The organism is Escherichia sp. AM3 (genome assembly GCF_032029835.1).
Taxonomy (GTDB): Bacteria; Pseudomonadota; Gammaproteobacteria; order Enterobacterales; family Enterobacteriaceae; genus Escherichia; species Escherichia coli.
This window is the reverse complement of record NZ_JAVUPQ010000213.1, coordinates 1-2313: the sequence shown is the minus strand read 5'-3', so window position 1 is coordinate 2313 and position 2313 is coordinate 1. Positions and strand designations below refer to the sequence as shown.

The following is a 2313-nucleotide window of genomic DNA, read 5'->3' as shown; positions in this document are numbered from 1 at the left end:
GAGGTAGTCATTGTTGTGCTGCCCAGGCTGCTTAACGGTAGACGTCCATTTTCATCTGGTGCTGGTAGTGTTCCTGTCATCTGGCGGGTAGCGCCTCCTTCAAGAGTTGAATTGGCTGCGTCAGGCGTGATGATCACAGGGATGCCGCATACGGCAGTAATACGTTGCCCCAGTTCCTGTAGAGTGATCTCTCCTTTTCTTGCCTGCGTGATGTAGCAGGCCGGAGCTGTTTGTTTTTTCTCTCTTGATACCTGAGCGACCGGAACAGGGTTTATCCATTGATTATCGAGCCAGGTAAGAGCCTGTGATTTGCGGGCAGAAAGGGCTGATACCTTTTCCCGTGCATGTGCTGAGTCCTCCTGTGCTTTTTTCTGCATTTTATTGATTTCGCTGAAAGTACATCCGGAGATGGAAAGAGCGACGGCGATCATGCAGGGGAGCACCGCCAGCTTCATTGAACGCTGGTGTGATTTTTTCATGAATATATCCAGATTAGTTAACGTAGACGACAGAACCAGCAGTAATGCCTGCCGGGGGTGTCAGACCGGTTGCAGTTCCTGATAGCCAGGTGAGTTGCCCGTTTTGGAAGATCCCTATTAGTGCAGAACCACGACTTTTTGAACGCAAAGTTTCAACAAGTCCTGGTTGTTCAGGCATCCATACCCACAGACGTCCCTGTTGTAACTGATGTTTAATTCGGGAGTCCGGAGTGACAGGGAGAGCCAGTTTATCTGAAGAAATTACTCCGTATCTGACTTGCCCATACAGACGCACTTGCATATTGCTGGGCGTTCGTGGTTTCAGACATCTGCTGATTCTGGTAGCTTCCAGTGATAATCAGAATGGTCAGGCCGACGGCCATGACCAGCCATCCCATTAGCGACCATCCCTTGTATCAGAAACTGTAATGATGCACTGCATGCGGGAGGCCTGTGCGTATAAAGGTTTTTGCGCGGTCCGATATAACTCAAATACCTGCTCCATGGCTGATTCAAATGATCCCCGGAACATCAAAGGCGCATCAAGACGGTAATCGGTTACAGAAAGTGGCCATATGACCATCCAGTGCGTTGATGCCATGCTTTCGCATTTTGTTTCTTCTGCCCACTTAATAATGTTTTCCCTTAATGTAGTGCCTGCCGGCGCACGCCACTCTTTACCCTGAGATACCGGTTTGACAGGTGTCCCGGTCATGAGTGGGATAGACTTGACTGTGGAGCCGGTCGGAGTCGGGATTGCAGCGGGCGTAGACGGAGATACGCTGTTTCCCCTGAATGGGTTTCGTGGTTTGTTCTGGCTATTTGCTGTCGTTGAAGACTCCGGGGAAGTGGATGTGGTTACCATGGCTGCTGGCGAGATAGTGGTTGCCGTGTCCTGTGCCGGTGCAGTAGCCGATGTTGTGACGGTCAACGTTTTATTATCCCAGTCCAGATGGCCCCAGAGGTGTTGTTCTTCCAGCAACCGGTTCAGAGAACGGGTCCACTGATCATTGGCAGACCATGAAACCAGTTTGGTATTCAGTTTGGGCGTGGCTGCATTCTCTTGTCTGAATTTCCATCCTTCCGGTAGTAATGTTTTTATCCACTGACTGACGGTCCGGTTACGGGCCGTCGGCGATAGTGTTACAGGGGCGCTACCAGGCTTGCCTGTAATGATTAACCGGGAGAAATTCTGACTTATTGTTGGTGAAGGTAACGGTCGGGATTCGCTTACTGGCTGTGCTGTTTTTACTGTCTCTGGCACGCTGACTCTCGGGGGCGGAGTTATTTTAGGTGGAGAAAGTCGTTGTTGCGTAAGTGCCAGGACGCCAGCACTCTCACTGATTTGTCCGTCAACAAAAACCAGAGCAGGCGTATCTGATGGTGCCACGTTATTGCCGCCGGAAATTCCGGCTCAGCCGGACAATAATGCCGGCAGTATAAGTGTCAGACAGTTTTATTTCATAAAGGAGACTCCGTGTTCGGATATACGAGTTTGTTAATTGATGTGAGGCGGCTGGAGAGGACGAATGACGACTGTCATTCCGTCCGAATGCAAATGCGGGAAAGACCACTGAAATAAGAGATATATAAAAGGAATTGATAATTTTTCGTACAGACTTGTTTTCCGTGGGTATGTAATAACTGAAAAACTCAAATCATAAGATTTCAGTCTCTTTATAAGTTTATTTATTCTTGCTGGAGTAAAGAGATGTGAATGCATGACAATGATTTCATCATTATTAATTGCTTTTGATATCAGAGAAAGCAATACATCCCAGTGTTTCCTCATTGACTTCGGGCAACGTGTGTCAGCATAGGGGCTAAGATGTAT

1 protein-coding gene and 3 pseudogenes are annotated in these 2313 nt (G+C 48.5%); all 4 read right to left on the bottom strand.

The window, feature by feature from the left end; all coding sequences use genetic code 11:
- A pseudogene (locus tag RTW80_RS24240) lies at nt 1-479 on the bottom strand (PilN family type IVB pilus formation outer membrane protein); the annotation flags it as partial.
- A gap of 13 nt (nt 480-492) precedes the next feature.
- Nucleotides 493-877, bottom strand: a pseudogene (pilM, locus tag RTW80_RS24235) (type IV pilus biogenesis protein PilM).
- Nucleotides 877-1887 (bottom strand): type IV pilus biogenesis lipoprotein PilL, encoded by a 1011-nt coding sequence (gene pilL, locus RTW80_RS24230; protein ID WP_312720586.1) that lies wholly within the window; start codon nt 1885-1887, stop codon nt 877-879. Before pilL ends, pilM begins: the two are co-directional and overlap by 1 nt.
- A 90-nt stretch (nt 1888-1977) precedes the next feature.
- Nucleotides 1978-2313, bottom strand: a pseudogene (locus RTW80_RS24225) (pili assembly chaperone); the annotation flags it as partial.